This window comes from Deinococcus proteolyticus MRP, from assembly GCF_000190555.1.
Lineage (GTDB): Bacteria > Deinococcota > Deinococci > Deinococcales > Deinococcaceae > Deinococcus > Deinococcus proteolyticus.
Genome location: NC_015161.1, coordinates 441,193 through 467,867, shown reverse-complemented (window position 1 = coordinate 467,867; position 26,675 = coordinate 441,193). Strand labels below are relative to the sequence as shown.

The following is a 26,675-nucleotide window of genomic DNA, read 5'->3' as shown; positions in this document are numbered from 1 at the left end:
AGACGGAATTTTGGACTCGGTCTAAAGAGTAGAGGATGAAAGGGATGAATGTCCATGCACAGGCTACTCTTTGGCGGCCCCCAGAGTCAGCCTGCTTTACCCAGTCTGGCCCCGCCCGCCGGGGCAGCGCACCTGGCGCGTCTGCACCTCTCCCCCGCCCCGCTAGAGATGCCTGGCGGAGCACCGCCGAGCACTGGCAACGCTGACCGCCCAAAGCTTGGGCGCCGGCCCCCGGCAGCTTGACCGCGCATGGCAGCTGCCGGCAGCAGGGCACAGGAAACGGCGGAGCGAGCGGGGAAATGGCGGGGGGCAGCGCACGCCATACTGAGACCATGCGCCGCTTGCTGCTCCCTTCCCTGCTGGCCCTGCTGCCGCTGCTGAGCGGCTGCATGTTCACGGTGCCGCCCCGAGACAATGCCCAGTGGACCACCACCACACACGGCGTGACGGTCCACTGGCGTCTGGTCACTCCAGGGTCGCTGGGCGGCCTGACCAGCAGCCTGGGCCACCGCCCCGGCGACCTGACCACCCCGCGCTACGCCGGCACGGCACTGGTTCAGGTGGCCGCTCACGAGTTCGGGCACTGCGCGGCGGGCCGGTACATCAAGGTGAGCCCGAATACGCAGGGGCTGGACACCTACAATTCGCAGTTGTTCGAGCGCTACGCCGAGCATTATGCCCAGCTGTACCTGCGCGAGTGCGGCGATTCGCTGCGCCCGCTGGGCTGGTACGACCTGAGCGCCCCCACCTGCCGCGAAGCCCCCGACCCACGCCGGCTGCAGCTGTAGGCGCCCCGCTTGCCGCGTGGGCAGCCACTGGTGGCATACTGCTGTGCCATGACAGCCGACTCCGGTACCCTGATCCTGATTCGCCACGGCCAGACCGCCCTCAACGCACAGGGCCGCTTTCAGGGGCAGACCGACACCCCGCTGGACGCCACCGGCCGCGCCCAGGTGCAGGCCACCGCACAGCGGCTCCGCGCCGAGGGCGTCCGTTCCCCCCTGATTCTCAGCAGCGACCTGCCCCGCGCCGTACAGACTGCCCAGGCCGTGCAGGCAGAGGTGGGCGGCCAGCTGGAGACATCGCCGGCCCTGCGTGAAATTGCCTTCGGCGACTGGGATGGCAGGAGCATCACCGAGATAGAAGCGCAGTTCCCGGACGACTACCTGCGCTTCCGGGGCGGCGACCCCAGCTTCCTGTGCCCCGGCGGCGAGTGCGGCACCGATGTGGTGAACCGGGCCTCCCGCTTCGTGGAGGGCCACCTCCCCGGCCCCGGCCAGACGGTGGCCGTGGTGGCCCACCAGCTCACCATCTTTGCGCTGCTCACCCGGTTGCTGAACGAGGACTACCAGACGGTGTGGCCCACCCACCGCTTCAACCACGCCAACGCCGCTTTCTCACGCCTGACGTATCAGAATGGCGCAGTCGTGTCTGCCGAACTGGGCATCAAAGACCACCTCGCCGGCGCCGGGGGCCTTTAGCCCTCCTGCAGCCCCGTGTCCCGGCTTGGCTCCGTGCCTTGGCTTTGCTCTGTGCCCCGGCTCAGCCCCTCCAGCACCCCCCGCACGTCGGCCGGTTGCCAGCCGTCGGGCTTGAGCAGCTTGCCGTCGGCCCGTAGAGGACCGCCCACCTTGCGCAGATTCGCCTGGTGGACTGCCGCGAAGGTGGCGTCCGGGTCAATGCCCAGTTGCACCAGCGTGCCGTAGGTCACGTACAGCAGATCAGTCAGCTCGTGGGCCAGCCGGTGCAACTCGGCGGGCGGGTCTGCCTGGGCCTCGCCGGCCGCCAGGCGGGCCTGGAGCAGGTCCAGTTCTTCTTGCACCTCGGCCCATTCCTCGTCCAGCAGGGTGCGGCGAATTCTCAGCAGATCTGCGGACGGAAGCGCCGGGCGGGTCGGTGCCGGCTCACCGATGGCCTGGTGAAAGCTGCGCAGGGCGCGGGTGTAGTCCAGTGGCCCGGCGCAGCGGTCCAGCCTGGCGGGGTCCACCGGTACATCTGTCGGTGCAGCAGGAGAGGCAGGGTCACACACCCCCAGAATCTAGCGCCGAATCCCAGGAGCCGGCCGCCCCAGGTGGGAAGCATAAAAAAAGAGCTTCCCAGGTGGGAAACTCTTTTGCGGCAGCGAGCAGCGGGAATCGAACCCACCGGCAGCCGGTCCTGGCTCGCTCGTACGTCCGTTTTGTGGCCTGCAGGGCAGGCGAGGTGGACGTCTCCCTCAGAGCTGGCCCGCGCAATCTTCCGGAAAGATGAATTCAGCTGCGGGGCTCAGGCTAGCGGGACCCTGTCGAGTCCCTGGGTTCTTACACAACCTAGAGCAGTATCTCTACCCATCCTGACAGGAGTATGAAGCGCGGAATCATTAAAGCTTGAGCAATCAGAGAACACGTATTTTCTCTCAGGCTGGAGCCGCTCTGGACAAAGTCCTGACATTTGCAGAGTAGAGCGCAGCGTCTCTCCTGCGGCCCCTTTCCTTCTTGCATGTCAGGGTTGACTCCGGGCCGCCTCGCCGGCCCACCACCCTACCCCTGGCCGGCAGCGAAACGGCCCGGACCTATAAAGTTGCAGCCGCGTGGTATACGGCATTTTGCACGCTAGGCTGGCTGGCATGAACATCAATATTCTCGGTATTCCCATGGACCTGGGAGCCGGCCGCCGTGGCGTGGATATGGGCCCTTCGGCTCTGCGCAACGCCCGCTTGGCCCAGCGACTGTGCGAACTCGGCCATGAGGTCCGCGACCTGGGGGACGTGCCCGTGGCGCTGCCCGAAAGCGTGGACAAGTTCTCGGGCAGTGGCCTGGACTTTCTGGGTCCCATTCTGGACGCCAGCCGCGCCACGGTAGAGCGCCTGCGGGAGCTGCCGGACGACGTCTTTCCCATTACCATCGGCGGCGACCACTCTATCGCCATGGGGACCGTGGCCGGCAACGCCCTGCGCGGCGGTGGCCTGGGCCGGCGCATGGGCCTGATTTGGGTGGATGCCCATACCGACTTCAACACCCCCGACATCAGCCCCAGCGGCAACATTCACGGCATGCCGGTCGCGCAGCTGTGCGGCCTGGGCGACCCGCAGCTGGCTGCACTGGCCGGCGACTGGCGGCTGAACCCCCGCGACATCGTGATGATCGGCATCCGCTCGGTGGACCCCAAGGAAGCCGCCCTGGTGCGCGAGCACGGCGTGCGTATCTACACCATGAAGGACGTGGACCAGCTGGGCATCAGCCGCATTTTCGATGAAACCATGGAGTACCTCTCGGACGTGGAGCGCCTGCACGTCTCCTACGACGCCGACGCCCTGGACCCCAGCGTGACCCCCGGCACCGGCACCACGGTGCCCGGCGGCCTGAGCTACCGCGAAGGCCACCTGCTGATGGAACTGCTGTGCGAGTCCGGCCGCGTGACCAGCATGGACATCGTGGAAGTGAATCCCACGCTGGACGTGGGCAACAAGACGGCCGAGGTGATGGTGGAAATGGCCGCCAGCCTGATGGGCCTGCGAATCATGTAAAGCGGGGAGCAGGCAGAAAGCGGCGACCGCAGAAGGAAAGTGCGGTCGCCGCTTTCCGCTTTTTCACACTTTCAGCCTCCCACTCTGCGCCCCTACAATGGACCCTATGACGCGTAAAGGCACCCCCGACACCGTACAGCTGGCTGTGATTCAGATGCATATGACCGACCAGCTGGAAGACAATCTTGCCCGCGCCGAGGGGCATGTGCGTGCCGCCGCCGCCGCCGGCGCCCAGGTGATTCTGCTGCCCGAGCTGTTCGAGAACCTGTACTTCTGCCAGGCCGAGCGGGAGGACTACTTCGGCCTGGCGCACCCGCTGGAGGACCATCCCTTCATTCCCCGTTTCCAGGCGCTGGCAAAGGAACTGGGCGTGGTGCTGCCGGTCAGTTACTTTGAGGCGTCGGGGCAGGCGTACTACAACTCGCTGGTCTGCATAGATGCGGACGGCGAAGTGCTCGGCAACTACCGCAAGACCCACATCCCCGACGGCCCCGGCTACGAGGAAAAATACTACTTCAACCCCGGCGACACCGGCTTCCGGGTCTGGGACACCCGCTTCGGGCGCGTAGGCGTGGGCATCTGCTGGGACCAGTGGTATCCCGAAACCGCCCGCGCCATGATGCTGCTGGGCGCCGATTTCCTGCTGTACCCCACGGCCATCGGCAGTGAACCGGCCGAGGTGGAAAGCCCCAACAGCTACCAGATGTGGCAGCGGGCCATGCAGGGCCACGCGGTGAGCAACTCGGCGTATGTGGGGTCGTGCAACCGTGTGGGCCGTGAAGTGGTGGACGGCGCCGAGCAGACCTATTACGGTCACTCGTTCCTGGCCGACTACACCGGCGCCATCGTTGCCGAACTAGGCGAGGAGGAAGAGGGCTTTTTGCTGCAGACCCTGGACCTGGCCGAGTCGCGGCGGTTCCGCGCAGGCATGGGCTTTTTCCGTGACCGCCGCCCGGAGCTGTACGGGCCGCTGCTGACGCTGGACGGTCAGACCCGCCGGGGCTAGGCTTCAGCCCCACTTATCTCCGCTCCCGGCCAAGCCGGTCCACAGGGCCCCCTTCCAACCATGGAGCGGGGCCTGTTTGTAGGGCGGGCGGCCAACAGAGAGAAGAGTTACAATCCTGACATCTCTGTGAATAATTGAGACATGTCTTACTCTATGACCCAATTGCAACAGTCTGCCGGCCGGCTCAGTGGCTGGCTGGGCGTCTGGCGCATCCTTTATCTGCTTTTTGGCGGTATCGCCCTGCTGAGCCTGCTGGCAGCGCTGCTCTATGGGCTTACCGGGGAGATTTCCGAGGGTACGTCCGCACGCGAACTGACCTGGTTGCTGAGCTTGCCGGCACTCCTGGTCGCCCTGAGCCTGTGGGCGTACTGGAGCCTGCTGAGCTGGGGCAAGGAGTGGGTGGACCGCTCAGCCCAGTTGGCCCTGCACGGGGGCGACGCGGGGCGACTGCAGGAGCTGGACCGCACCCTAGGCAAGTGGATTACGGCGATCGTCTGGGCCAACATCGCCTTTTACCTTTTGGGGGCACTGGGCGTCTGGGCTGCGGGCCAGTTCGTCTCTGGCGGCTTCCCAGCCGAAGCCCTGGTCGCCTTCGCCCTCATTCTGGCGGTTCTGCTGGGCACGCTGCTGGTAGGCATCTATTTTCCTTACACGGCTCTGCGCCGTTTCCTGGCAGCGGCCACAGGGCGGCTGAGTGGTCAGGGGCAGCTCCTGAAGGCAGACGCCGACCGCCTGAACACCTGGTGCACCGTGTTGATTGTTCTGCAGGTGCTGTATCTGCTGCTCACCCTGCTGGGCGGCGTGACGGACGCGGACTCCGGTGGCCTGCTGGGGAATCTGTTCGCCCTGTTGTTGCTGACCGGCATCAGCCTGCTGTACATCCTGCCGCTGCTGGCCGCCGGGCACTACGCCCGCACTCTGGCAGCCACACTGGACCAGCAAATAAACAGCGGACCAGGCGCGGCCACCCTGCCCAACTACAGTCAGATGGGCCGCTTGGCCGATGAAGGCATGGCCGGTGGGCCCCTGGACCCCCGCTGAACGGAGCCGCTTCCAGCTTGGGGCGTTGCCAGGTCAGGTCACGACTCAGCACAGACAAGCAAGACAGACAAGCAACCCAGATGAGCAGCGCAGGCAAGTGGCCTGGAGTCCAGGCCACATCGCCGCCGGGCAAAGACACGGGGGGTCAGTGCAGCTCGGCGATCGCCTCAATCTCGACCAGGGCGTCCTTGGGCAGCCGGGCCACCTGCACCAGCGAGCGTGCCGGGAAGGGCGGCTGGAAGTAGCCCGAGTACACCTCGTTGATATCGGCAAAGTCGTCCATGTTCGCCACGAAAATGGTGGTCTTGACCACCCGGTCGTAGTCGGTGCCAGCGGCACGCAGCACAGCGCCGAGGTTGTCCATGGCCTGCTTGGCCTGGGCGCGGGCGTCACCGCCGGCCCACTCGCCGCTGGGCAGCAGCGCCAGCTGACCACTGGTAATCACCAGATTGCCGAAGCTGACGCCCTGGCTGTAAGCACCGATAGCAGGGGCCGCCTGTTCCGTCTTGACTTGCTGTTTCATGCCCTCAATCTAGCCGAGGAGGTGGCGTCCCGAACAGCTGCTCTCCCAGACAGACACGGTGTTGCCGTTCCCTCAGGTATTGAGCCGCCCTGTCTCGGTCCAGGGGTCGTGGCCCGGCTGAGCCAGCGTGACCCGGGCTTCCGGGCGCAACACCGCTTCATGCGGAGACTGCCAATGTCGCCTGTACAGCAGCAACAGGCCCAGCAGGCCAGCACCCACCAGGGCAGTGTGTAGCCGGTACATCGGCAACAGGGCCATCGTCAGCAGTACCAGATACACCGCTCCCAGCAGCAGGTAGGTCAGCGGTGAACCCTGCTGCGCTTCCCTGAGCAGCTGCTCGGCATAGACCGGCCCTTCCCGGCGGCGAACCAGGGGCCGGGGCGGCGGCCCGCCAGGATTCAGTACGTCCACCACAGCCACCGAGATATTGTCCGGCCCCCCCGCCTGATTGGCCAGGTCAATCAGGGTGCGGGTCAACTGCTGGGGCGTACGGGGCAGGCTCAGCACGGTCAGGAGCTTCTGCTCGCTTACTGGGCCATACAGGCCGTCGGTGCACAGCAGCAGGCGGTCACCAGCTTCAAGCGGGATATTCAGCAATTCCAAGCGGACCTGGTCCTCACCGCCCAGCGCGTTGCTCACCACATTGCGCCAGCGGTGGGTGCGCGCCTGTTCAGGGGTGAGTTCGCCGGCCCGCAGCTGGTCCGCCACCCAGGAATGGTCGTCGGTCAGCCGGAACAGGGCGTCGCCGCGCATCAGGTAAGCCCGTGAGTCTCCGACGTGGGCCAGGTACAGCGCGCCGCGGCTCACGACGGCCGCCAGCAGCGTGGTGCCCATGCCGCTCAGCTCGCCTACCGCCCGGCGGTATACCGCCTGATTGGCACTTTCGGCGGCGTAGATCATCCGCTGGGGCAAGGGCCCGCGCTGACGCCCCAGCACGCGGGCGAACGCTTCCAGCGCCAGCTGGGCTGCCAGCTCGCCGGCGGCGTGGCCGCCCATGCCGTCCGCCACGGCAAACAGCTGGGCCCCAGGAACTTCGGCTGCCATGACCGCATCCTGATTCACCGAGCCACGGCGCTGCACACCGATATCGGTCAAGCAGGCCGCCCGTAGCTCGGTCCCGCCGGCGCTGCGGGTACCGAGACCGGGTCTAAACAACGGCCCCCCACCACCTGCGTGCCGACCAGGTGTGAGGACCGTTGTAGAGAGGAGAAGCGGACACCATCGTGAGACTCCGTTACGTGGAAAGGAGGCGGGGGCCAGTGACCCAGAGTTCAGGAAGTTGGTGCGCTTTGGGCGCCGAGGGGCCAGATGAGAAGCGGCGGAGCCATTCCCTTTCTTTTTCCCTGACCCATACAGGCCGCCTCAGACGCTGAGGGTGTTGATAATCGAGAACATCGGGGTGAACATGCCCAGCACGATAAACAGCACGATGCCGCCGAGCGCCACAATCATAATCGGCTCGATGGCAGCGGTCAGGCTGTCGACCGCCTCTTCCACTTCGCGGTCGTAAAAGTCGGCCACCTTTTCCAGCATGTCGTCCAGTGCGCCGGTCTCCTCGCCAATCGCTACCATGCTGGTCACCATGGGGGGGAACACGGGGCTGGCCGCCAGGCTGCCGCTCAGCGGCTCGCCCACCGTCACCACGTTCTTGCCGTTTTCGATGGCCTCTTCGATGATGGCGTTATCGGCCGTGCCCTTGGTGATGTCCAGCGACTCGATGATGTTCACCCCGCTGCTAAGCAGCATGCCGAGCGTGCGGCTGAACGAAGCGATGGCGCCTTTGCGGGTCAGTGGTCCCAGCAGCGGCATCTTGAGCTTAATCTGATCAATCACGCGCCGGCCCTGCGCGGTGGAGTAATACCAGCGGTAAGCCGCGTAGAGGATGCCCGCAATCAGCACCAGCACCCAGGTATAGCTCTGCAGGAAAGCCGACATGCTCATCAGCATGCGGGTGATGATGGGCAGCTCGGTATTCATGGAGGTGAGGATGTCACCGAAAGTGGGCACCACGAAACGGATCAGGCCCCAGGTGATCAGCAGGGCGAAGACCAGCACGATGGTGGGGTAGGTCAGCGCCTTTTTCACCTTGCCGCGCAGCGCCAGGTCCTTTTCCTGGAAATCCGCGATGCGGCCCAGAATCAGCTCCAGCGTGCCCGAGGTTTCGCCGGCCCGCACCAGGTTCAGGTAGAGGCGGTTGAAGGCCTTGGGGTGCTTGGCCATCGCCTCGCTGAGCGGCAGGCCGCCTTCCACGTCTATGCGCACCTTGCGGACAACCTCCTGAAAGCTCTTGTGTTCAATCTGCTTTTGCATGATGAACAGCGCCTGGACCAGCGGCACACCGGCGTTAATGAGGGTGGCCATCTGGCGGCTGAACAGCGCCACCGTCTTGAGGTCAGGGGGCCGGTTGTCCAGGCCGGGAATCTTGATATCGGCGTTCAGTCCGCTGGCCGGCTCCTTAATATCAAGAATCGTCAGCTTACGCGACCGCAGCGCTTCGCGGACCTGCCCGATGCTGTCCGCTTCCATCTGCGAGGTCAGGATTTTGCCTGAGCCGTCGCGCACCCTGTACTGATAAACCGCCATGTGAAAAGTATAAGCTTTCTTTAGAATCCTCAAGAAGCAGATGAAAGAAGGGGCAAGCCTGCAGCTGCACGCTTTCAGACAGAATTCTGTTATGGACTCTCCCTCATCCGCTCCTCAAGGTGGCATTCGTTCCAAAGCTGCTCCCCCGCTGGTGGCCTTTCCCACCGAAACGGTCTGGGGCCTGGGTGCCCCCCCTACCCAAGAAGGCTGGGAAGCCCTGATCCGCGCCAAGGGCCGCGACCCGAAACAGGCCTTCCAGGTGTCGTGTGCTTCACCTCAGCTGGCGCTGGCCTGGGCGCAGCACCCGGACCTGCTGCGCCCACTGACCGCCTTCTGGCCGGGACCGCTGACCCTGGTGGTGCAGGCACGGGCCGGACTGCCCGAGTACCTGGCGCCCGGCGGCTGGGTAGGCCTGCGGGTGCCGGCACACCCCGCCGCTCAGGCACTGCTGCATGGAAGCGGCGGGCGACTGCTTACCAGCAGCCTGAACCTGAGCGGTCAGCCGGTAGCCCGCAGCGAGGCCGAGGCCCGCGCACTCGGCCTGGCGGAGCAGGTGTTGGGCGACGGAGGCCAGCCCCCCAGCGGCGAGGCCAGCACCGTACTGCGGGTCAGCGAAACCGGACTGGACGTGCTGCGGGCAGGCGCACTGCGACTGGCAGACATTCGGGCCTGCCTGCACGGCACGCCGCTGGCTGAGGTGCCTTTTTCCGGGCCTACCCAGCCGTAAATCGCCCGGCTGGGCGGGCTGCCCTGCAGTCCAGAAGGTCTATCCGGGCCGGAGCGCTATCATGCCTGGCCGTATGCCCGCCAAGTCTGCCCCGGCCCCTGACCCCACCCCGCTCCAGCTTGTCTGTGCAGCCCTGCTGGCGGCGGGCCGGCCGCTGCGCCTGGGAGAACTGGCCGGACTGACCGGGCTGAATGAAGACGCCGCCCTGCGGGTGATACACGACTTGCAGCGCCGCCTGCCGGAACTGGGGCTGGCCGCGGAACTGGTGGCCGGGGGCTGGCGGCTGTACGTGCCGCCTGAGCTGGGGCCACGGCTGGCCCCGGTGCTGGCCCCGCCGGCACTGCCGCCGCTCAGCCATGCGGCGCTGGAGGTGCTGGCGGTCGTCGCCTACCGGCAGCCGGTGACCCGCGCCGAAATCGAGGCCATGCGTGGGGGGAGCGCCTCTACGCTGGTCACCTTGCAGGAGCGCGAACTGGTCAAGGCCGTGGGCCGCAGCGACGTCGTGGGGCACCCTATCCTGTACGGCACCACCCAGAAATTCCTGCTGGAATTCGGTCTGGCTTCGCTAGAAGAACTGCCGCCGCTGGAAGGCAACGACTTCTCGGAGCTGCTGCGCGGCTGAAGGAAAAGGGCGTGGAGGTTCCGCACAGCCGAGGCGGACCTCAGAGGAGCTGCCGAGAAAAGCGGACTGGGCCGGCCAAAGCCCCACCCTGCAAAGTCTGGCCCGTTGCGGCTCTCGTTCTGTGCCCACCCCACCCTGCTCCGGCCTGGGGAAGTGGGCACGCGGAGCTGTGCCGGCGCTGCCTTTACACTGGGGCCTATGCCGAGTCTGCCTTCACCCGCCACTCAGACCGCCCAAGCCATCCGCAGCGGCACCGTTTCCCCTGACACGGCAGTGCAGGAATCTCTGCGCCGCATAAGGGCAGCCAGCGAGCTGAACGCCGTCCTGAGCGAGGTGGAAACGGGCGAACAGGTGCAGGCGCTGGAGCGGCGACTGGCGGCTGGTGAAGCGCTGCCGCTGGCCGGAGTGCCGGTCATCATCAAAGACAACCTGAATCTGCGCGGCACGCGGACCACCTGCGGCAGCCACATGCTGGAAGAGTACCGCTCGCCCTACACCGCTACTGCCGTGCAGCGCCTGATAGACGCCGGAGCCATCGTGGTGGGCAAGGCCAATCTGGACGAGTTTGCGATGGGGTCCAGCAACGAAAACAGCGCTTTTGGCCCGGCGCTGAACCCCTGGGGTAAAGACCGCGTGCCCGGCGGCAGCTCGGGCGGCAGTGCAGCGGCCATCGCGGCCCGGCTGGCTCCGCTGACCATCGGCAGCGATACCGGCGGCTCGGTGCGGCAGCCCGCGGCGCTGTGCGGCGTATACGGCATGAAACCCACCTACGGGCGTATTTCCCGCTCCGGTCTGGTGGCCTACGCCAGCAGCCTGGATACGGTGGCCCCCTTCGCCCTAAGCGCCGCCGACCTGGCACTGACGATGCAGACCATGTCGGGCCACGACCCGCAGGACGCCACCAGCTTGCAAGAAGAAACCCGGTTTGACGGCCCGCTGGACCTGAGCCGCCTGCGCGTGGGCCTGGTGCGCGAGGGGCAACAGGGCCTGACCGGCGGCGTGCAGGCTTCGCTGGAACAAATGCGGTCCGCTCTGGAGACGGCGGGGGCCACGGTCAGCGAAGTCAGCCTGCCACACCTGAAGCACGCAGTGGCAACCTACTACATCGTGGCAATGGCCGAAGCCAGCTCCAACCTCTCGCGCTATGACGGCATGCACTATGGCCGCCGCGCCGCCGACAGCAAAGGAGGGGCGGTGCCGTCCATGCTGCACACCCGCGAGGAATTCTTCGGGGCGGAAGTGCAAAAGCGCATCATGCTCGGTACGTTTATCCTCAGCAGCGGGTACTCGGAGCGCTACTACACCAAAGCGCTGCAAGTGCGCCGCCTGATTGCCGAGGAATTTGAGCGGGCCTTTGAGGACTACGACGTGCTGCTGATGCCGACCAGCCCCTTTCCCGCCTTTGGCCTGGGCGAGCGCATCAGTGACCCGCTTGCCATGTACGCCGCCGACGTGAACACTGTGGCGATTAACCTGGCCGGAATTCCCGCGTTGAACGTGCCCGCTGGCTTTGAGGCGGTAGAAGGTGAGCGCCTGCCCATCGGCCTGCAATTCGCCGCCCGCGCCGGAGCCGACGCCCAACTGGTGGCCCTGGCCGCTGCGCTGGAAGCTCAGGAAGCGGTCCGCCTGGAAGTGCCTGAAGGGTATCCGGAGTGGGGAATCGGCTGAGGAGCGGGAGCCTCTCCCTACTCCCTTAGACCCCCAGACAGCTCAACTCCCTACCCACAACCGTCTAAACTGGGAGGCATGTCCACAATTCAACCCGCCTCCCGGCGGCCCCGTTCGGTGCTCTTTGCTCCGGCTGGCCGCGCTGACCTGATTGCCAAGTTGCCCCGCTCGCAGCCTGACGCGGTGGTGATTGACCTGGAAGACGCGGTGCCCGCGACGCCCGAAGCCAAGGCCGAGGCGCGGCCCACTGCGCGTGAAGGCAGCGAGCGCCTGTGCCGCGAACACCCGGAGCTGGCGGTGTTCGTGCGGGTCAACTCGGTGCATTCGCCCTTTTTTGAGGATGACCTGGCGGCGCTGCACCCGACCCTAACCGGCGTAGTGGTGCCCAAGCTGGAAACCGCCGTAGACGCTGAAATGGCCCGCGACGCTCTGCGTGAGCGGGGGCTGACCTTGCCCATCCTGGCAGGGCTGGAAACCGGAGCCGGGGTCTGGAACGCCCGCAGCATCCTGCAACTGGACTGCGTGCCGTGGGCGTACTTCGGGGCGGAAGACTATGTCACCGACCTGGGCGGGGTCCGCACGCCCGGCAATCTGGAAGTGCTGTACGCCCGCTCGCAGGTGGCGCTGGCCGCCCGGCTGACCGGCACGCATGCGCTGGACATCGTGGTGACAGCGCTGAACGACGAACCCCGCTTCCGTGAGGACGCCGCGCAGGGCCGCAGCCTGGGCTACGGCGGCAAGCTGTGTATTCACCCCGCGCAGGTGACGCTCAGCAACGAGATTTTTGGGGTGAGCGAGGCGCAACTGACCCGCGCCCGCGCCCTGCTGGCCGCCGCCGAGGACGCCGCCCGCGCTGGACACGGAGCCTTCAGCTTTGAAGGGCAGATGGTGGATGAGCCGATGCTTGCCGCCGCCCGCGCCGTACTGACCGCCCACCACAGCCAGGCACCCACCCCGGAGGAACTCTGATGACCGAACTGAATGCCGACCTGCTGCGCCCACAGGGCCGCTACTTCGAAGAATTGCCCGTAGGCACCGTGATTCGCCACCGCGTGACCCGCACGCTGACCGAGAGCGACAATATCCTCTTTACCACGCTCACCATGAATCCGCAGCCGCTGCACCTGGATTTCGAATACGCGGCGGGCAGTGAGTTCGGACAACCGCTGGTCAACTCGCTGATGACGCTGAGCCTGCTGGTGGGCCTGAGCGTCCACGAGCTGACGCTGGGCACCCTGATTGCCAACCTGGGCCTGAATGATGTGCGCTTTCCCGCGCCCGTCTTTCACGGCGATACTATCCGCGCCGAGTCGGAAGTGCTGGAAGCCCGCGCCAGCCGCAGCCGCCCTGGGCAGGGCATCGTGACCGTGCGGCACCGCGCCATCAATCAGCGGGGCGAAGTGGTGGCCGAATGCAGCCGCACCATGCTGATGCAGGGCCGCGAGACACAGGCGGAGAGGGCCGAGTAAAAGTCAGCCACGCCGTGAGCACCAAGTGTAAACTGGATTATGTTGTCTGCCCTGGTCCTGGCGCTGGTCATCGCCGTGTTGGCGCTGTGGGCACGGGTCAGCGACCAGGCACAGCGGCTCAGGGCGCTGGAAGAACAGCTTGAGGCGCTGCAGATGACGGAAGCAGCGCGGCGGCTGTCTCAGGCCACGGCCACCGCGCCACACCTACGCCCGCCTTCCGACGCAGGCGCAGCGGACCAGCCTGCACCCGCGCCTGCCCCGCCGCCTCCGCGCTCGGGCGGCACTCCCTTCAGCGAACTGAGCATCAATTTTTTGACTCCTGACAGGGCTGGGCGGAGTCGGCCAACTCCATCCCCTGCGCCACCGCAGACGGCTCCGCGCTCTGTCTGGGGCGGGCAGCCGTTCGCCGTGCTGGGCGGCCTGCTGACCCTGCTGGGGCTGGGGGCGGTGCTGTCGCAACTGGTGCGGGCTGGGGTGTTCACGCCCGAAGTGCAGTTGGCCGCGGCCTTCGCGCTGGCGGCGGCGCTGTACGCCCTGGCCGAGCGTGCCCGTCCGGTGGTGGGCGCGGTGCTGCGCGGCCTGGGCTACGGCATTGCGGCGCTGGCCTTCGGGGCGATGTTTCAGGCCGGAGCCTTGCCGGTGCTGGCGGTGCTGGGGCTGACCGGACTGCTCAGCCTGCTGGTGGGCTGGCACGCCTGGCAGCGGCGCGAACCGCTCACCCTGCTGGTGGCGCTGGGCGGGGCTACGCTGGCCACCTGGCTGCTGGCCGATGACCTGGCTGAGCAGCTCGGTACGCTGGGCACCGCACAACTGGCGCTAAGCGTGGTGTTTGCGGCGGCGCTGTGGAGTCTCTGGCGCAGTCGTCAGCTCCGCTTACCCACCGCCGCCCGCTGGCCGCTGGAGCTGCTGCCTTGGCTGCTCCCACTGGGCACCCTAGGTCTATGGATAAGCGCTGTGGCCCACAACCTGAGCGGCGAAAGCCTGCTGTGGCTGCTGATGGGCGGTCTGGGCGTGCTGGGCCTGACCGTGACAGCGCAGGCACCCGGCAGCCCAGCCGAGCAATCTGGCAAAAAAGCCCACGCCCTGCACGCCGCTGCCATCGTCAGCCTGGCGCTCACCGCAGCGGCGGCCCTGCTGTTTCCGGTGGGGGAGCGGCCCCTGCTGCCCTCTGCGCTGGGGCTGTGGCTGGTCACGTTGGCGGCGCTGGGGTGGCGTGTCCGGCAGTTTCCCCAGCTGTGGACCGGGCGGCAACCGGACGTGGTCAGAGACGCTCTGGTCCTGGCCGCCCTTGCTCTCGCCGCCAGCCTGACCGAGCGCTGGCTCACCGCGGGCCTGGACATGCCGGGCCAGGAGAGTTGGGCTGTCTGGCGGCTGCTGCCTTACGCGCTGCTGGCCGCTGTGTACGGGCATTGGAGCGGCTCCCGCACCTGGCAGCGGGGCGGCGCGGGCCTGGGGGCCTTGCTGCTGCTGGAAGGTGGCGCAAACCTGGAACGCTTGGGTCCCCAGGTGACCGAAAACATGACCGAGAAGGCCGCGGCGCTCCTGGGCACCCTGGCCGCACTGGGGGCAGCGCTGCGCCTGTCTTCGGCGGGCAGTGCGGCGCTGCTGCTGGCGGCGGCAGCCTTCCTTCCGCTCCGATTACTTCAGGGTGACCCGGCCCCACTGCTGCCGCTGCTGGGCACGCTGGCACTGGCGGTCTGGGCAGGCACGCGCTGGCAGGGACGACTACTCTGGTTCGCGGCCTGGACCTTAGGGCCGGGGCTGCTGATGGCCTTGCTTCACCTGTTGACAGCGGCAGCCTTCCCGATGTTCAGCGCTGTGGGCGAGGCAGCCTGGGCGTGGCTGTATCTCAGCGTGGCGGCGGGGGGCCTGCTCGCCCTCAGCCTGGCTCCAAATCTACGTACAGCTTGGACAACCCTCGGGGCTGCGCTGCGCCTGGACCTGAACCGTGCGGTGCGCTGGCTGGAGGTGGGTGCGGTCAGCGGTTGGCTGCTGGGTACAGCGTTGTTCCTCCACACCTGGCTTGGGCGGGAGGAAACGGCCCTGCTGCTGACCGGTGTTCTGGCAGCGCTGCTGGTGCCGCTGCTCACGCGGCTGCCGCTGCGTTCCGAGCGCCTGCTCCCCCGGCTGCTGCTCTCGGCCAGTCTGCTGGCGGCTCTGTGCGCCGCTCCCCTCATCACCCTCAATGAGCGCGAAAGCCTCAGCCTGGGCAGCGGCTGGCTGGCCTGGGTGGCGGCGTGCGGAGCGTTGGTGTGGGCCAGCCGTGCGCCCCAGCCCCAGCCACTGCTGGCGCTGCCCGGCTGGGGCCTGTTGCTGCTGGGCAGTGCGCTGGCGCAGGGGTTCGGCGGGTTGCTCACCCTCTCGCTGGGGCTGGCACCAGACCGCCTGGCTGCTCACCTCATCGCCACCGGCCTGCTCATCCTCGCTGGCCTGGCCGGACTGCTGTGGGCTTACCGCAGCGAGCAGCGCCAGGCGTGGTGGGTGGGCCTCACGCTGTTCGGGCTGGGGGCCGGCAAACTGGTGCTGCTGGACCTGGACGGCCTGGGCGTCAGCGCACGCGGCCTGGGCCTCACCCTGATTGGCCTGCTGCTGCTGTGGATTGGGCAACTGGCCCCGGCGGAGGAAGAGGGGGCGGCAGAAGGCGAACAGCAGAGAGCTTAGGGCGCACCTGACCTACAGTTCCCACCCACTTGGGCGCTTGACGTGAATTGAAGGAGGCGGGGACTGAACGGTTTTTCTGGTCCCTTCCCACTTGCGAGGAAGGCGAGGAGGGGGCGAGGATACCAGGCCACCCCTATCCCTTCTCTTTCAGCCCCTAGCCCTCTGCTCTCCGCCCATCCACCCGCTAAACTGCCCCCTATGCCCGCCGCCCACGCCAGTGCCCAAGCCGTCTGGAACGCCCTCGCCCCCGCCGATAGGGTCTTCCTGAGCGGGTTGGTGCAGGATGCAGCCGGGCAGGGCACCCTGGCGCTGGTAGGCGGCGCGGTGCGGGACGCCCTCCTTGGAGCGTCCCTCCACTCGCCTGACCTGGACATCGTGCTGGACACCTCAGGTGGGCTGACGGTGGGTGAACTAGCCGCCCGCTACAGCGCCCGCACCGGCCTGCCGCACCTCTTTCATCCGCAGTTTCAAAACGCCGCCCTCACCCTGCCGGACGGGCGCAGCGCTGACCTGATTCGGGCGCGGCGCGAGCGCTACCCTGTCCCTGGCGAGCGGCCCACCGTGACCACCGGAACGCTGGCCGAGGACCTGGCGCGGCGCGACTTCGGGCTGAACGCACTGGCCCTGCGCCTGGCTGACCCGCCCGAGCTGCTGGACGTGGTGGGCGGGCTGGATGACCTGCACGCCCGCACGCTGCGCCCCCTGCACGCCCACTCGCTGCACGAGGACGCCAGTCGCCTGATTCGTGGCGCACGGCTGGCGGCCCGGCTGGACCTGCACGCCCACCCCGAGCTGCTGCGGCAGGTGCCTGACGCACTTCAGATGGCCGAGCGCACCCCGCGCCTGTGGGCCGAGCTGGGGCTGGCGCTGCACGAACCCCATCCCACCAAAGTCGCCCGGATGCTGACCGGGTGGGGCGCAGGCGAGGTGCTGCCGCCTGGCTTACTGCCCACATGGCAACAGTTGGAAGCGGCGGGCGCGGGGAATCCCGACCTGTACGCGGCCGCCCTCCTGCATACCGCCGAGCACCCGCAGCTTTGGCAGGAGCGCCTGAGTCTGGGCCACGGCCCCGCACGCCTGCTGGCCCGCGCCGAGTCCGCCGACATCTTCCCAGCGGAGAGCGCCGAACAGCAGCTCCGCACAGCGCTGTGGCCGGAGCGCCCCGCTTACCCGCCACTGCAAGGGCGTGACCTTCTGCAAGCGGGCTGGACGGCTGGCCCACAGCTCGGGCAGGCGCTGGCGCACTTGCGGACGCGCCGCGCACGGGGCGAGCTGCACAGCCGCGCAGAGGAATGGGCCGCGCTGCACGAGTGGCAGGCACGGCCCGGGAACAAGGGAAACCAGTCCCTCTGACATAAACACGGCCCCGGAGCGTCAGCCTCCCAGCGCCTGTCCCCTGCCCGCTTGTCAGTTTCGCAGGCCCGACTGGACCGATGTGGGAATAGGCGCTCCCTCCCTGCCAACCGCTCTAGAAGGCAAACACCAGACCCAGCGCCCATTCGCGCACCCGGCTCAGGAACTGGCCCAGCTGGCCCTGGAACAGCAGAATAAAGCCCATCACAGCCACAAAACTAAGAGGACTGCGCTCAAATTCCATCAGGGCGCGGCCCAGGGGCGGCACCAAGCCCGACAGAATCCGGCTGCCGTCCAGCATGGGAATCGGCAGCAGGTTAAAGACGGCCAGGCCCACATTGAGCGAGAAGAACACCAGCAGCACCTGGCCCAGCGTCGTCAGTTCCTGCAAGTTTGCCCCGAAGAACAGCTCAGGCGGCAGGAAACGCAGCACCAGCCCTGCCAGTACGGCCAGCAGAATATTGCTGAGCGGCCCCGCCGCCGCCACCCAGAAGTTCTGCCAGCGGCCCAGCCGGCTCATATTGACCATCACCGGCTTGGCGAACCCGAAACCTGCCAGCAGCAGCAGCAGCGTGCCGAAGGGGTCGAGGTGCTTGAGCGGATTCAGCGTGACCCGGCCCTGTGAGCGCGGCGTCGGGTCACCGAAGCGGTCGGCGGTCCACGCGTGCGCGAACTCGTGGAAGGCCAGCGCCATCATCAGGGCCAGCGCCGTGATGACGAAGGCGACCGGGTCGGTCTGAAGCAGCGACAGCAATCCCACCGCTCAGCGGCCCCCGCCGTAGTTGGGCGCTTCTTTGGTAATCGTCACGCCGTGCGGGTGGCTTTCGACCAGGCTGGCTCCCGAAATCCGCACGAACTGCGCGTCACGGCGCAGGGCGTCCAGGTCGGCGGCGCCGCAGTAGCCCATGCTGGACTTCAGGCCACCCGCGAACTGATACAGCACCTCGCCCGCCGTGCCCCGGTAGGCCACGATACCTTCGATGCCTTCGGGCACGAACTTGCGGGTGCCGCTCTGGAAGTAGCGGTCCGAGCTGCCTTCGCCCATTGCGCCCAGGCTGCCCATGCCGCGGTAGGACTTGTAGCGGCGGCCGTCGCGCAGCACCGTCTCGCCGGGGGCCTCGTCGGTGCCGGCCAGGGCCGAGCCCATCATCACCACGTTGGCGCCGGCCGCCAGTGCCTTGGGCACGTCGCCGGTCTGCTTGATCCCGCCGTCGGCAATCACAGGAATGCCCGCTTCCATCGCCGCGGCGCTGGCCTCGAAAATGGCCGTAATCTGGGGCACGCCCACCCCCGTCACCACGCGGGTGGTGCAGATGCTGCCGGGGCCGATACCCACCTTGACTGCGTCGGCACCGGCCAGAATCAGGTCGCGGGCGCCGGCACGGGTGGCGATGTTCCCGGCAATCACATCCACGTCGAACTGCGACTTGACCCGTTCCAGCGCGTTCAGAATGCCCTGCGAGTGCCCGTGCGCGCTGTCCAGCACCAGCACGTCGGCGCCGGCCGCCACCAGCGCCGCTGCCCGGTCCATCAGGTCGGCACTTACTCCGATGGCCGCGGCCACGCGCAGGCGGCCCAGGTCATCCTTGGCGGCGCTCGGGTACTTCATGCGCTTGGTGAGGTCCTTGATGGTGATCAGGCCGCGCAGGTGCCCCTCCTCGTCGGTGACCAGCAGCTTTTCGATGCGGTGTCCCTTAAAGATTTCGCGGGCCTGCTCCAGCGTGGTGCCCACCGGCACGGTGATCAGCTCCTCCTTGGTCATCACGTCCTGAATAGGCGTGTTCAGGTCGTCCACAAAGCGCATGTCGCGGTTGGTGATGATGCCCTGCAGGCGCCCCGCCGCGTCGGTGATCGGCACGCCGCTGATTTTGTACTCGCCCATCAGCCGGTCGGCGTCGGCCACGGTAGCGGTGGCCGGCAGGGTGATGGGGTCAGTAATCATGCCGCTTTCGCTGCGCTTGACCTTGCGCACCATCTCGGCCTGCACGTCGACCGGCATGTTCTTATGAATCACGCCGATGCCGCCCTCGCGGGCCAGGGCCACGGCCATCTGGGTTTCAGTCACGGTATCCATCGCTGCCGAAATAAACGGAATATTCAGCCGGATACGCCGGGTCAGCTGCGCGGAAATATCCACGTCGCTGGGCAGCACCTGCGAGTGCCGGGGGGTCAGCAGAACATCATCGAAGGTGATGCCCTCCTGCCCGAATTTGTACCCGAAGCGGGCCTCTTGGTCGGCGGGGTCGTAAGCGGGCGTAGGCTCCTGAGTCATGCAGGTCAGTGTACCCGCTGCCCCGGCGGGTCATGGTGCACTGCTTCCGGACTCCGGGCCGGGGCGGCTCAGCTCAGCCGGTAGACCACGGCCTCGTAGGGGCGCAGGGTCAGTGTGCCCTGGCCCTCCGCCACACGGGGCGCTGCGTCTGGCAAGTTGCCCAGCAGCAGCCCGGCCCCGTCCGGCAGGTCCAGCGGCACCGCGACTTCTGCAGCCGAGAAGTTGCACAGCACCAGCGCGGCTTCATCGCCGGCCACACGCCGGTAGGCCAGCAGCTGTTCATGCTCGGGCAGCAGCGGCTCTATCTCGCCGTAAGCGAACAGCGGCTGGTGGTGCAGCGCAATCAGGGCGCGGTAGTGGTGCAGTACCGACTGCGGGTCGGCCAGCTGCTCCTGCACGCTCAGGCCACTGGCTCCGGCGTGCGGGTCAGCCAGCCAGGGCACAGCGGTGCTGAAGCCGCCTTCCGGTGTCCAGCGCATCGGGGTGCGGGCCTGGTCGCGGGAGCGCGCCGCCAGCACGTCCAGCGCCTGCGCGTCCGTCAGGCCACGCTCCCGCATGATGGCGTAGGCGTTGTGGCTCTCCACATCGCGGTAATCGTGGATGGACCCGAAGCGGGTGTTGGGCAGCCCCAGCTCCTCGCCCTGGAAAATGTACGGGGTGCCGCGCAGCAGCAGGCCCGCTGTGGCGAGCATTTTGGCCGCCGCCGGGCGGTACCGGGGGTCGTCGCTGCCAAAGCGCGAGGCGGGGCGGGGCTGGTCGTGGTTGCCCCAGAATGTCGCCATCCAGCCGCCCGCGTCGCTCATGGCCTGCTGCCAGCCGAACAGAATCCGCTTCAGCTCCAGAAAATCGGGCGGCATCAGCGTCCACTTGTCGCCGCCCGCGTAGTCCACCTTCAGGTGGTGAAAGTTGAACACCATGTTCAGCTCGCCGCGCTGCGGCTGGGTGTACAGGATGCAGTGCTCCACGCTGGTGGACGACATCTCCCCCACCGTGACCGCCTGCGCCAGCCCGGTTTCGCGGCTCAATTCGTGCAGGTACTCGTGTACCCGTGGGCCGTCCGTGTAAAAGCGGCGACCGTCGCCGGCAGGGTCGTCCTCCAGCACGTCCGGCTTGGAAATCAGGTTCACCACGTCGAAGCGGAACCCGGCCACACCCTTTTGTAGCCAGAAGCGCACCACGTCCTGCAACTCGCGGCGCACGGCGGGGTTGTCCCAGTTCAGGTCGGCCTGGGTCACGTCGAACAGGTGCAGATACCACTGCCCCACTTCGGGAGCCCAGGCCCAGGCAGAGCCGCCGAACTTGCTCTGCCAGTTGGTGGGCGGCTGCTCCGGCGACCCGGCACGGAAGATGTAGCGCTCCTGATATTCCCGCTCGCCGGCCAGCGCGCGCTGGAACCACTCGTGCTCGGTGGAGGTGTGGTTGAACACCATGTCCAGCATCACACCCATGCCGCGGGCCCGGGCCCCGGCAATCAGGGCCTCAACATCGGCCATCGTGCCGAAGCGGGGGTCCACCCGGCGGTAATCGGCCACATCGTAACCGTTGTCCCGCTGCGGCGACACGAAAAAGGGCGTGAGCCACAGGTAATCCACCCCCAGCGCCTGCAGATAATCCAGCCGGGCACTCACCCCGGGCAGGTCGCCCAGGCCGTCGCCGTCCGAATCCTGAAAGCTCTTGGGATAAATCTGGTAAATCACGCTCTGGCGGAAATCACGCAGTGCCGTGGCGTGCTGGGGACTGTCATCTAAGGGATGCATGGGGCCTCCTGGGTGGGGATAGGGAAAAAAGCGCGGGCCAGGGTTCTCCGGAAAAAGTGTCCGAGCCCGGCCCGCAGCGAGAAAGAAAGCTTCAAGCCTCAGCCACGCGGTGTGGGCATCTGGAGGCCATCAGCCTGCACCGAGTCCACCGCGCCCACCTTGTCCAGACCGCGCTGCTTGCCCACCACCCAGGTGATGATGAACGGCACCACCACGGCGATCAGCATTGCCACGGCGAAGTTGAGCATGGACGGCACCTTGATGGACAGGATGCCCGGCAACCCCCCCACCCCGATGGAGTTGGCGACCACGCCGGTCGCGATGGAATACATCCCCGCCAGCGCCGAGCCGGCCATGGCCGCGAAAAAGGGAAACACGTACTTGAGGTTCACGCCGAACATGGCCGGTTCGGTCACGCCCAGGTAGCACGACAGCGCCGCCGGCACGCTCACTTCCTTGGCCTGGGTGTCACGCTTTTGCAGGAAGATCATCGCCAGCACTGCCGAGCCCTGCGCGATGTTGGACAGCGCGATCATGGGCCACAGGTTGGTCCCGCCGGTATCCGCGATCAGCTGCAGGTCGATGGCGTTGGTCATGTGGTGCAGGCCGGTGATGACCAGCGGAGCGTACAGGAAGCCAAAAAGCGCCGCAAACAGCACATTGAAGCTGGATGCCAGCCCCGCCGAGACAACGCCCGAAATCCACCCGCCGATGGTCCAGCCGATGGGGCCCAGCACCGCGTGCGCAATGATGACCGATAGCAGCAGCGCGAAGAACGGCACCACGATCATGGACACCACCTGCGGGGTGATGCGGCGGAAGAACCGCTCCAGATAGACCAGGGTAAAGCCGGCCAGGATGGCGGGAATCACCTGCGCCTGATACCCGATCATCGGCAGCTGCGCGAAGCCGAAGTCCCAGAAAGGCACGTCGCCGGGGGCCGTGGTGGGCACCGAGTAGGCGTTCAGCAGCTGCGGCGACACCAGCGTCAGCCCCAGCACGATGCCCAGAATCTGGGTGGTGCCCATCTTGCGGGTAATAGACCAGACGATGCCCACCGGGAGGAAGTGGAAGATGGCTTCACCAATCAGCCACAGAAACGAGTTGACGCCGTTCCAGAACTGGCTCAGCTCGGTCAGGGCCTGCGTTCCGTCGCCGAACACCCGCATTTCGCCAATCACGTTGCGGAAGCCCAGAATCAGACCGCCCACGATAATCGCGGGAATAATCGGCGCGAAAATCTCGGCAATGTTGGTCATCACGCGCTGTAGGGGGTTCTGGTTCTGCTTGGCGGCTTCCTTGGCGGCCTCGCCCGACACGCCCTGCACGCCGGCCACCCGGGTGAACTCGTTGTAAAAGTCGGACACTCCGTTGCCAACGACCACCTGAAACTGTCCGGCCTGAGTAAAGGTCCCCTTCACCGAGGGCAGGGCCTCAATGTCCTTGATGTCGGCCTTGGCCGGGTCCACCAGCACGAAACGCATACGGGTCATGCAGTGGGTCACAGCGCTGATATTGCCGGGCCCGCCAACCAACTGAAGCAGCGTTTGGGCATCTTGGGCGTAGTTCTGGGTCATGGCACTCCTTCATCTGCACAGGTTCTGAGATTTTGTATGAAAGCTGAGACAAGGGGCGGAAAAAGATGAGCTATACAGGTTAGTCTTGGCTCTTGAACCCATAAGGTCCAGCCATCCAGCCATAGGCTGACTGCACGGCCAATGCCGTGAGCTCAATCGTCAGGGAAAAAAGTAGAGGTCAGTATACCGCTGGCCGGTCCAGCTTCATCCCCAGCCGCTGCAGCTTGCCGGCGGCGCTAAGAGGTGCTAGATTTTCTGGTGCCCTTCAGAAAGAACTGAGGGAGATGTCCGGGGTTATAGCTCAGCTGGGAGAGCGCGTCGTTCGCAATGACGAGGTCAGGGGTTCGAATCCCCTTAACTCCACCACAGACAAAATGTTCCCCGCCTTCCAGTACCGGAGGCGGGGAACGCTTTTGTAAGAACCCAGGAGTTCTGCTGCCGGAGCAGGCTCAGGGCCGGGGCAACGGGTTGGCGTACAGCTCCACCCAGTTCAGCGGCCACAGCAGGGGCTGTCCGGCCCACTCCACGTTCAGGCCCTGCGCCGAGGTCCCCACGCGCACCCCAGGCTGCCGCCCCAGCTCGCCAATGCTGGCGTAGGGCACGCCCCCCACCAGCGCGGCCGGTAGCGACCAGCGCTGCTCACCCCGGCTCAGCTCTGCACGCAGGCCCTGTCCGTCCTGCACGGGCGCGGTTCTCAGCTCCAGCCCGTAAGCCGCCGCCAGGGCCGGCAGCGGCAGATGGACCCGCCCACCAATCAGGCGCGGCTGACCTGTCGCGGCCGGAGCGGGCACAGTTGCCACCGGAGGCACTGGGAGGCTGGACGACGCGACTGGTGCAGCTGGAGCCGGTGCCGGCGCCTGTGCCTGTGCCTGTGCCTGTGCCTGTGGAGGTTGAGCCGAGGTCGGGACCGGCTGCCCCGCCTGTGCCAGGGCCGCTTCCAGCGGGGCCGCCGTCTGGCTGCGGCGGGCAGCAAAGGCCGCCTGCTCACCTTCACTGGGCACCCGGCCCCACCCCTGAGGCGTACTCCGGAACGACGACCACGGCCCTGCCGCCTGCGGCCAGCCCCCGGCGTAGGCCCGCAGCGCTCCGTCCACCACCACCAGCCAGGTGCCGTCATCCGCCGCCGTGACTGGAGTGTCTATCCGGTCGCCCAGGTCGTCGCGGCTCACCGGCTGTCCACCTGCGGTCACCCGGTGCAGCACCCCACTCAGGTCGCCCACCAGCAGGTCACCGTTCCACAGCTCGGTGGCCGGCGCCGTGATAGCCGCGCCCGCCGGGTAACTCCAGGCCGGGGTACCGTCCAGCCCATAGGCGTTCAGCTCGCCCGCAAAGCTACCCACCACCACCTGTCCCCGCGCCGTCACGACCGGGCTGGCGTTCACGAACCCGCCCAGCGGCTGGCGCCAGCGCAGCTCGCCCTGCGGGGTCAGCGAGTACAAGAAGCGGTCCGCCGAGCCGAAATACAGGTTGCCCGCCGCGTCCAGGGCCGGCGAACTGAACACCGAGCGCCCGGCCTGGAAGGTCCACAGCAGTTTCCCACTCTGGTCAAAGGCAGCCACCCGGCCCGACTGTGACCCCAAATAGATGTGACCGTCCTGGCCCACCGCCGGGCTCGAATACCCCGGTGACCCCAGCGACGCCTTCCACAGCACCTCACCGCCTGCACCGATGCGGTAGAGGCTGCCTCCAGCCGTGGCCACCGCCGCCGAGCCGTCCGGCAACAGCGCCGGGCTGGCGAAGATGTCTCCATCCAGCCGGGTGTTCCAAAGCGGCTGCCCTGCTGCGCTCAGCGCGTACAGCCGGTCGTCGTAGGCCGCCACCAGCAGCGAGCCGTCCGGGCGCACGATCGGAAAGGCCCTCCCCATGTCGCCCAGCGACGCTTTCCACAGCACCTCGCCGGCTGCGCCGATGCGGTACACCTGCCGTCCCTCGCCCAGCACCACCGCACCGCGCTCCACACTGGCCGCTCCGGATAGGGCACCGACATTCGCCGTCCAGACGGGAACCTGCCCGGCGGAAGCCTGGACACGGCCGCCCTGAGCTCCGGCAAGCTGAGGCCCAGTCCCCTGAGCATGGGCCACCGGCAGCAGACTGGACAGCAGGAGTATCGTAACTTTTATCACTTTTTCTCGTAGATGTCTCATATTCTAGTTTTTCCTTGAGCGAGTCTTCAGCTGGTGTGGGCAGAGCCTGAAGCGGCAGCCGGTAAGGTGGACGCTTTCCAGCCTAGCCGCCTAAGATGAGGGCAGTTATGAAAAAGACTCTGATGCTGACTGCCCTGGTGATGGGCGCCGCTGGCGCTCAGGCCCAGCAGGCTCCCGCCACCGCCGCCGACCTGTACAGCCAAGCCCAGGAGTACGCCGTGCAGGCGGACGTGGCTTACCCCCAAGCCTTTTATGACCGCACCCTCTGGAAGGCCAGCGTGGACAGCGCCTACGGTGCCAGCCGCATGGAGCCCGGCAACCGTGACTACCAGGCTTACCTGGCACAGCTGTACACCAAGACCCAGTGGTGGATCAACGCCTACAACACCTGGAGCGCCATGAGCGACCTGAACGCCACCGAGCGCCAGTGGGCCAGCCTGAGCGCCGCCAAACTGGCCTACCTGGCCCTGCAACGCGGTGACCGCGCCGCTGCCAGCGCCTATGTCAGCCAGGGCATGGCCTGGGCCGACAGCGATTCGCTGCGCGCCATCCGCAGCCGCCTCTAAGCCGCTGGTTCTCCCGCTCCCCTTGCCAGGGGGGCTTTTTTTTGCCCTGCTTGTTTGGCCGGTGGCGGGCGGGGCTGTCCTGCACACATGGCTACACTGGGCAGATATGCGAGCCCTTGTTCTTTCCGACACGCACGGCCTGCTGCGGCCCGAGGTGCTGGCGCTGCTGCCACAGGCCGAGCTGGTGATTCACGCTGGCGACGTGGGCAAGCCCGAGGTGCTTTCAGCGCTGCAGCAGGCGGCCACAGGGCCGGTCCACGCAGTGCGCGGCAATGTGGACACCTCCTCTTCGCTGAGCGACCTGCCGGCCACGGAGTTGATAGAGGCGGGCGGGCGCTTTTTGTACCTACTGCACCGCCTGGACGACCTGGACCTGTCCCCGCAGGCTGCAGGAATAGACGCCGTCATCTTCGGCCACACCCACCGACCCGAGCAGCGCCGGGAAGGTGGAGTGCTGTACCTGAATCCTGGGTCGGTGGGTCCACGGCGCTTCAGCCTACCGGTGGCCTGCGCGTGGCTGGACCTGCCCAGCCTGGACGTGACGCCCGTTCATCTGTGACCTCTGCGAATCTGGACCGGACTGGCCTGCTTGAATTCAGCCTGCCGGTTGCAGCCAGGGGCGCAGTCACGGTCACGGGCACAGTCACGGTCACAGGGCAGCCGATATACTCTGCCACATGACGCTTCACCCGGCCGCCCACGCTTCCAGCCCGCTTACCGAGGACCTGGTCACGGCGCTGCGCCAGCTGGGCTTACAGGCGGACTGGCTGGACGATGGCGCGCTGGTCGAGGTCGGTGACCACCGTATCGTGCTGGACGTGACACGCGGCGGCGAAGGCGAGGTGCTGGTGCGGGCCCACATGCCGCTGGACATCTTCGTGGAAGAAGATTCGCTGCCCGACTCGCTGATGGGCCTCAACCTGATGAATCAGACGCTGGACTTCGGCACGCTGCTGCTGGACCCGGTAGAGGAAGAAGCCGAAGACGACACTCCGGGCACTTTCGCCATTGTGGGCCGTACGGTGATCTGGCTGGGCGGCACCGGCCCGGCCGACGTACAGCGGCTGTCCACCCACCTGCACCGCTTCGAAGCTGAAGTGTTCAACAGCCTGGAAAGTGCCGTGAACAGCGCCGGCGCCATGACCGCTTAAGCACGGGCACAGTAGGCCAAAGGAGAGGCCAGGGCTAGGTGCCCTGACCT

General features: G+C 66.9%; 24 protein-coding genes and 1 tRNA gene. 16 read left to right on the top strand and 9 right to left on the bottom strand.

Annotation, left to right across the window (positions count from 1 at the left end; genetic code table 11):
• Positions 1-332 precede the first annotated feature (332 nt).
• Both DEIPR_RS02365 and DEIPR_RS02360 read left to right on the top strand, forming a co-directional pair.
• Positions 333-788: a hypothetical protein gene (locus tag DEIPR_RS02365; protein ID WP_041221902.1), complete on the top strand. Its 456-nt coding sequence runs from the start codon at positions 333-335 to the stop codon at positions 786-788.
• Positions 789-836: 48 nt separating this feature from the next.
• Entirely contained in the window at positions 837-1,481 is a 645-nt protein-coding gene (locus tag DEIPR_RS02360) for a histidine phosphatase family protein (RefSeq protein ID WP_013614234.1), read from the top strand.
• On the opposite strand, the gene DEIPR_RS02355 is transcribed toward DEIPR_RS02360, so the two are convergent.
• On the bottom strand, positions 1,478-2,029 hold the full coding sequence (locus DEIPR_RS02355) for a pyrophosphohydrolase domain-containing protein (protein WP_342626725.1): 552 nt from the start codon (positions 2,027-2,029) through the stop codon (positions 1,478-1,480). The two genes, DEIPR_RS02360 and DEIPR_RS02355, sit on opposite strands and share 4 nt — an antisense overlap.
• Positions 2,030-2,605: 576 nt before the next feature.
• Here DEIPR_RS02355 and rocF point away from each other — a divergent pair.
• The 3 genes from rocF to DEIPR_RS02340 all read left to right on the top strand — a co-directional run bounded on the left by rocF (position 2,606) and on the right by DEIPR_RS02340 (position 5,552).
• Positions 2,606-3,505: an arginase gene (rocF, locus tag DEIPR_RS02350; protein WP_013614232.1), complete on the top strand. Its 900-nt coding sequence runs from the start codon at positions 2,606-2,608 to the stop codon at positions 3,503-3,505.
• A gap of 106 nt (positions 3,506-3,611) precedes the next feature.
• On the top strand, positions 3,612-4,511 hold the full coding sequence (gene aguB / locus DEIPR_RS02345) for an N-carbamoylputrescine amidase (protein ID WP_013614231.1): 900 nt from the start codon (positions 3,612-3,614) through the stop codon (positions 4,509-4,511).
• Between the two features lie 153 nt (positions 4,512-4,664).
• Positions 4,665-5,552 (top strand): hypothetical protein, encoded by an 888-nt coding sequence (locus tag DEIPR_RS02340; RefSeq protein WP_013614230.1) that lies wholly within the window; start codon positions 4,665-4,667, stop codon positions 5,550-5,552.
• A gap of 145 nt (positions 5,553-5,697) precedes the next feature.
• Here the strand turns inward: DEIPR_RS02340 and DEIPR_RS02335 are convergent, their stop codons facing one another.
• From DEIPR_RS02335 to pilC, 3 genes are all read right to left on the bottom strand, one after another.
• Positions 5,698-6,075: a RidA family protein gene (locus DEIPR_RS02335; RefSeq protein WP_013614229.1), complete on the bottom strand. Its 378-nt coding sequence runs from the start codon at positions 6,073-6,075 to the stop codon at positions 5,698-5,700.
• Positions 6,076-6,147: 72 nt separating this feature from the next.
• The gene (locus tag DEIPR_RS02330) at positions 6,148-7,230 is read right to left on the bottom strand and encodes a PP2C family protein-serine/threonine phosphatase (RefSeq protein WP_245532712.1); all 1,083 of its coding nucleotides are present in this window, start codon (positions 7,228-7,230) and stop codon (positions 6,148-6,150) included.
• 207 nt (positions 7,231-7,437) lie between these two features.
• Complete coding sequence (gene pilC / locus DEIPR_RS02325) at positions 7,438-8,658, bottom strand: type IV pilus assembly protein PilC (RefSeq protein WP_013614227.1); 1,221 nt, start codon at positions 8,656-8,658, stop codon at positions 7,438-7,440.
• A 91-nt stretch (positions 8,659-8,749) separates the two neighbouring features.
• Here pilC and DEIPR_RS02320 point away from each other — a divergent pair, with 91 nt between their 5' ends.
• The 7 genes from DEIPR_RS02320 (at position 8,750) to DEIPR_RS02290 (ending at position 17,158) form a co-directional block, all read left to right on the top strand.
• On the top strand, positions 8,750-9,385 hold the full coding sequence (locus DEIPR_RS02320) for an L-threonylcarbamoyladenylate synthase (protein ID WP_083801571.1): 636 nt from the start codon (positions 8,750-8,752) through the stop codon (positions 9,383-9,385).
• Between the two features lie 73 nt (positions 9,386-9,458).
• A complete protein-coding gene (scpB, locus tag DEIPR_RS02315; protein ID WP_041221900.1) occupies positions 9,459-10,007 on the top strand; it encodes an SMC-Scp complex subunit ScpB in 549 nt (182 codons plus the stop codon).
• Between the two features lie 198 nt (positions 10,008-10,205).
• On the top strand, positions 10,206-11,675 hold the full coding sequence (gatA, locus tag DEIPR_RS02310) for an Asp-tRNA(Asn)/Glu-tRNA(Gln) amidotransferase subunit GatA (protein ID WP_013614224.1): 1,470 nt from the start codon (positions 10,206-10,208) through the stop codon (positions 11,673-11,675).
• Positions 11,676-11,753: 78 nt separating this feature from the next.
• Entirely contained in the window at positions 11,754-12,644 is an 891-nt protein-coding gene (locus DEIPR_RS02305) for an HpcH/HpaI aldolase/citrate lyase family protein (RefSeq protein ID WP_013614223.1), read from the top strand.
• Between the two features lie 8 nt (positions 12,645-12,652).
• Complete coding sequence (locus tag DEIPR_RS02300) at positions 12,653-13,144, top strand: MaoC family dehydratase (protein ID WP_041222268.1); 492 nt, start codon at positions 12,653-12,655, stop codon at positions 13,142-13,144.
• Positions 13,145-13,183: 39 nt separating this feature from the next.
• Complete coding sequence (locus tag DEIPR_RS02295) at positions 13,184-15,805, top strand: hypothetical protein (protein WP_013614221.1); 2,622 nt, start codon at positions 13,184-13,186, stop codon at positions 15,803-15,805.
• A 198-nt stretch (positions 15,806-16,003) separates the two neighbouring features.
• Entirely contained in the window at positions 16,004-17,158 is a 1,155-nt protein-coding gene (locus tag DEIPR_RS02290; protein WP_013614220.1) for a tRNA nucleotidyltransferase/poly(A) polymerase family protein, read from the top strand.
• Between the two features lie 115 nt (positions 17,159-17,273).
• On the opposite strand, the gene DEIPR_RS02285 is transcribed toward DEIPR_RS02290, so the two are convergent.
• The 4 genes from DEIPR_RS02285 to treP form a co-directional block, all read right to left on the bottom strand.
• The gene (locus DEIPR_RS02285) at positions 17,274-17,918 is read right to left on the bottom strand and encodes a site-2 protease family protein (protein WP_013614219.1); all 645 of its coding nucleotides are present in this window, start codon (positions 17,916-17,918) and stop codon (positions 17,274-17,276) included.
• Between the two features lie 3 nt (positions 17,919-17,921).
• Positions 17,922-19,430 (bottom strand): IMP dehydrogenase, encoded by a 1,509-nt coding sequence (guaB, locus tag DEIPR_RS02280; protein ID WP_013614218.1) that lies wholly within the window; start codon positions 19,428-19,430, stop codon positions 17,922-17,924.
• A gap of 68 nt (positions 19,431-19,498) precedes the next feature.
• The gene (locus DEIPR_RS02275; RefSeq protein ID WP_013614217.1) at positions 19,499-21,187 is read right to left on the bottom strand and encodes an alpha,alpha-phosphotrehalase; all 1,689 of its coding nucleotides are present in this window, start codon (positions 21,185-21,187) and stop codon (positions 19,499-19,501) included.
• A gap of 98 nt (positions 21,188-21,285) precedes the next feature.
• Entirely contained in the window at positions 21,286-22,764 is a 1,479-nt protein-coding gene (gene treP, locus DEIPR_RS02270; protein ID WP_013614216.1) for a PTS system trehalose-specific EIIBC component, read from the bottom strand.
• Between the two features lie 290 nt (positions 22,765-23,054).
• On the opposite strand from treP, the gene DEIPR_RS02265 reads away from it, so the two are divergent.
• Positions 23,055-23,130 (top strand) — tRNA-Ala (locus DEIPR_RS02265).
• Between the two features lie 83 nt (positions 23,131-23,213).
• Here the strand turns inward: DEIPR_RS02265 and DEIPR_RS02260 are convergent.
• On the bottom strand, positions 23,214-24,908 hold the full coding sequence (locus DEIPR_RS02260; protein ID WP_083801524.1) for an outer membrane protein assembly factor BamB family protein: 1,695 nt from the start codon (positions 24,906-24,908) through the stop codon (positions 23,214-23,216).
• A gap of 107 nt (positions 24,909-25,015) precedes the next feature.
• Between DEIPR_RS02260 and DEIPR_RS02255 the strand changes: the two genes are divergently transcribed.
• From DEIPR_RS02255 to DEIPR_RS02245, 3 genes are all read left to right on the top strand, one after another.
• Positions 25,016-25,474, top strand: a complete 459-nt coding sequence (locus DEIPR_RS02255; protein ID WP_013614214.1) for a hypothetical protein — start codon at positions 25,016-25,018, stop codon at positions 25,472-25,474.
• Positions 25,475-25,580: 106 nt separating this feature from the next.
• The gene (locus tag DEIPR_RS02250; RefSeq protein WP_013614213.1) at positions 25,581-26,033 is read left to right on the top strand and encodes a metallophosphoesterase family protein; all 453 of its coding nucleotides are present in this window, start codon (positions 25,581-25,583) and stop codon (positions 26,031-26,033) included.
• 118 nt (positions 26,034-26,151) lie between these two features.
• A complete protein-coding gene (locus DEIPR_RS02245) occupies positions 26,152-26,625 on the top strand; it encodes a hypothetical protein (protein ID WP_013614212.1) in 474 nt (157 codons plus the stop codon).
• Positions 26,626-26,675: the final 50 nt, after the last annotated feature.